Source organism: Xanthomonas sp. SHU 166, assembly GCF_000364685.1.
In the GTDB taxonomy this organism is placed as follows: domain Bacteria; phylum Pseudomonadota; class Gammaproteobacteria; order Xanthomonadales; family Xanthomonadaceae; genus Xanthomonas_A; species Xanthomonas_A sontii.
Window position 1 is genome coordinate 1 of the sequence record NZ_AQOJ01000417.1, and the last position, 3,255, is coordinate 3,255.

The 3,255-nt window shown below is 69.8% G+C and carries 4 protein-coding genes; all 4 read right to left on the reverse strand.

All coding sequences use genetic code 11. The features are described from left to right. Positions 1-115 precede the first annotated feature (115 nt). The gene (locus D180_RS11430; RefSeq protein ID WP_026144230.1) at positions 116-997 is read right to left on the reverse strand and encodes a transporter associated domain-containing protein; all 882 of its coding nucleotides are present in this window, start codon (positions 995-997) and stop codon (positions 116-118) included. A gap of 111 nt (positions 998-1,108) precedes the next feature. Continuing rightward, positions 1,109-1,609, reverse strand: a complete 501-nt coding sequence (locus tag D180_RS11435; RefSeq protein WP_232760454.1) for a hypothetical protein — start codon at positions 1,607-1,609, stop codon at positions 1,109-1,111. Between the two features lie 287 nt (positions 1,610-1,896). Beyond that, on the reverse strand, positions 1,897-2,382 hold the full coding sequence (gene ybeY, locus D180_RS11440; protein WP_017908182.1) for an rRNA maturation RNase YbeY: 486 nt from the start codon (positions 2,380-2,382) through the stop codon (positions 1,897-1,899). A 53-nt stretch (positions 2,383-2,435) separates the two neighbouring features. Further along, on the reverse strand, positions 2,436-3,255 hold an 820-nt coding region (locus D180_RS11445; RefSeq protein WP_232760453.1), incomplete at its 5' end, for a hypothetical protein.

The window sequence follows — 3,255 nt, forward strand, 5'->3', positions numbered from 1 at the left end:
GGCGGCGGTGCCGCCGGATCCGCAGGCGCGGTCTGCGCGAAGGCCAGCCCGGTCCACAGGGCCAGCAGCATTCCCAGCCAGCAGGCCGCGCGCATGCGCGGCACGCGGTGCGTGCTCAAGCGCCGTCCTGCGCGGGAGGCGGCAGGATGGTGACGTGGAACGCCTGCACCCGGCGCGCGTCGGCCTTCGCCACGCGGAATGCGAATCGGCCCAGGGTCAGTTCCTCGCCGGTCTCGGGCAGGTGCCCGATCGCCTCGGTGACCAGCCCGCCGACGGTGTCGTAGTCGTCGTCGGGGAAGTCGGCGCCGAAGCGCTCGTTGAAATCCTCGATCGGGGTCAGCGCATCCACCACGTACTGGCCGTCGGCCTGCGCGGCGATCAGCGAGGCCTCGTCCTCGGCGTCGTCGTGCTCGTCGTCGATGTCGCCGACGATCTGCTCCAGCACGTCCTCAATGGTCACCAGCCCGGCCACGCCGCCGTACTCGTCGACCACGATCGCCATGTGGTTGCGCGAGAGCCGGAACTCCTTGAGCAGCACGTTGAGCTTCTTCGACTCCGGAATCAGCACCGCCGGGCGCAGCAGTTCGCGCACCGTGCCCGGGCCGTGGTCGGCGACCACGCCGCGCAGCAGGTCCTTGGCCAGCAGGATGCCGAGGATGTCGTCCTTGTTCTCGCCGTGCACCGGGAAGCGCGAGTGGCCGGATTCGACCACCTGCTTCATCAGGTCGAGGAAGCGCGACTCCACCGGCAGCGACACCATCTGCGCGCGCGAGACCATCACGTCGCCGACGGTGAGTTCGGAGACCGACAGCGCGCCCTCCATCATGCGCAGCGTGTCGGCGGCGATCAGGCCATCGTGCTGCGCGTCGCGCAGCACCTCGACCAGATCGTCGCGGGTGTGCGGGTCGCCGGAGAACACCGAGGTCAGGCGTTCCAGCCAGCCGCGACGTTTTTCGTGGGATTCCGGGGAGGTACTACTCGGTCCGTCTTCTGACATGTTCTGTGGGTAGGCGCCCGGTCGAGCGGGCGGTAACCGCAAGTCTAGCAGGGCGCTCGCGACAGCATCGCGACGTCGGCGGCCCGCACCGGTCGGCCCGCCGGCGCGGGTTCAGCCGCCCTTGGCCGGCGTGTGCAGCGCGTCCGGTGCCGGTGCCGCGCCCGGCTCCTCGGGCAGGTCCAGGCTGTAGCTGCAGCCGGCCAGGGTCTTGCCGGGATGCGATTTCACCGTGGACACGCTGAGGATGATCGACTCGATCATCGGCTCGCCGGTCTTGGGATCGTGGACGTCGCGGCTGAGCACTTCGCGGCCGAACATGGCCTTCTCCGGGGTGTCCACGGCCGCTTCCAGATTCAGGCGTTTGGCCAGCGGCCGCGGGTCGGGCAGGTCCAGGATCGCCATCACGCTGGCGCCGGAGAAGGCGATGCGCTCGCTGCTATAGCCGAACACCTGGATCGGCCGGGTCAGCGCGTACTCGGTCATGAACAGGTTGGACTGCTGCAGCGGCCGCCAGCCGTGCGCCACCGCCTTCAGCGGATCGGCCAGCAGCGGCGCCAGCGCGGTGAAGTCGGCCACGTGCTGGCGGCATTCCAGCAGCGCTGGCAGGTCGATGGCCGGATCGGCGGTTGCGGTGGCGGCAGGCGCTGCAGTCGGTGGTGCGGGAGGCGCGGCGACAGCGGCGGGGACGACACAGGCGAGCGCGAGCAGGACGAGCGAGGGACGGATCAACGCACGGAACCTCGAAGAAAAGCGGGGCTGCGGCGATCGCCGCGCGGCCACGTTACCGCCGGGGCTCGCGCTTGACCAGCGCGGGGTGGTGGGGAACACATTAAGCCCCTCTCCCCCCGGGAGAGGGGTTGGGGTGAGGGTAGTCGCGACAGCGGGTGTGGGATCTCGGATCAACGCTCGCCGGCGTAGGGGTCGGAAACGCCGAGGTCGGCCAGGATCTCGCGCTCCAGCTGCTCCATCGCCTCGGCTTCCTTGTCGTCCTCGTGGTCCCAGCCGAGCAGGTGCAGCACGCCGTGCACGGTCAGGTGCGCGTAGTGCGCGTTGAGCGGCTTGTCCTGTTCGGCGGCTTCGCGCGCCACCACCGGCGCGCAGATCACCAGGTCGCCGAGCAGCGGCAACTTGACGCCCTTCGGTAGCCCCTCGGGCAGTTCGGCCGGGAAGCTGAGCACGTTGGTGGCGTAGTCCTTGCCGCGGTAGTGCTGGTTGAGGGCGCGGCCTTCGCGGTCGTCGACCAGACGGATCGCCAGGTCGGCCTCGCGGATGCGGCCCTTCAATGCCGCGGCGACCCACTTGCGGAAGCTCGGCGCCGCCGGCAGCCCGGCGCGGGGCAGGGCGTAGCTGACGCCGACATCGAGGCGGACGGGACCTTTGGTCATGGCGGAACGGCCGGGTGCTGCGGTGGGAGCCACAGTATCGCGCTAACGCGCGCTCAGGGCGACGCCCAGTCGCCGGCGTCGTAGGCGATCTCGATCACAGCGGCATTGCCGGCCGCGCGGTCGATGCCAGCGTCTGCGGCGGATTTGCTGCAGTTGAAGCCCTGGTAGAGGGTGCTCTGGCGGACGAGCTGCAGTGCCGCCTGTTCCGGCTTGCCGTTCGGGTCGATCTGGATGGTCGGTGTCGCGCAGCCGCCGACATTGGTCACCTGGATGGCGGGCACGAGCGCGCGCGCCGCCTGGTCGGCGAGGGTGTCGAAGGCATCCGGTCCGATGTCCTGCGCAGCGGCCGACACGCGCACCTTGAAGTAGTAGAGCTGTTTGTAGAACAGATAGCCGTTGGAGCGGGCCGGTGCATCCTCCGGGTCGAGGCGCAGTTCCATCCGCAGCTTTTCTCCGGGCACACGTTGGGCCTCGGCGATCGCCGCGACCAGCGCCTTGTCCAGGGCGCTGGCGGCCTTCGGCGCCGGTTCGACGACGATGCCCAGCTCGAATCCTTGCGCACCCAGTTCGTGCAGTTCCGCGTAGGTGCCGCCGGAGACCGCTGCGGCCAGATCGGCACGGAAGCCCGCCATGCCGTCGGCGATGGCCCGCGCCGATTCCTTTTGTCCGGCGGGATAGACGAACACGTTGATGGTCAGTTCCGGGTGGCCTTTCAGCACGTAGAGGAAGCCGGCACCGGCGGCCTTGGCGGCCGGGTCGTACTTGCTGCTGCGCAGTCTGAAGTCGCCCACCGTGTCGGGAGCGACAACGTAGCTGGTTTCGACGAAGGGCTGCGCCGGCGTTGCTGCGGGCGGCGCGGCCGCGGCGGCAGCC

Bases quoted from the DNA above. Each gene is read 5' to 3' on its own strand.
- D180_RS11430 (WP_026144230.1), bottom strand. From the start codon at position 997: ATGTCAGAAGACGGACCGAGTAGTACCTCCCCGGAATCCCACGAAAAA.
- ybeY (WP_017908182.1), bottom strand. From the start codon at position 2,382: ATGACCAAAGGTCCCGTCCGCCTCGATGTCGGCGTCAGCTACGCCCTG.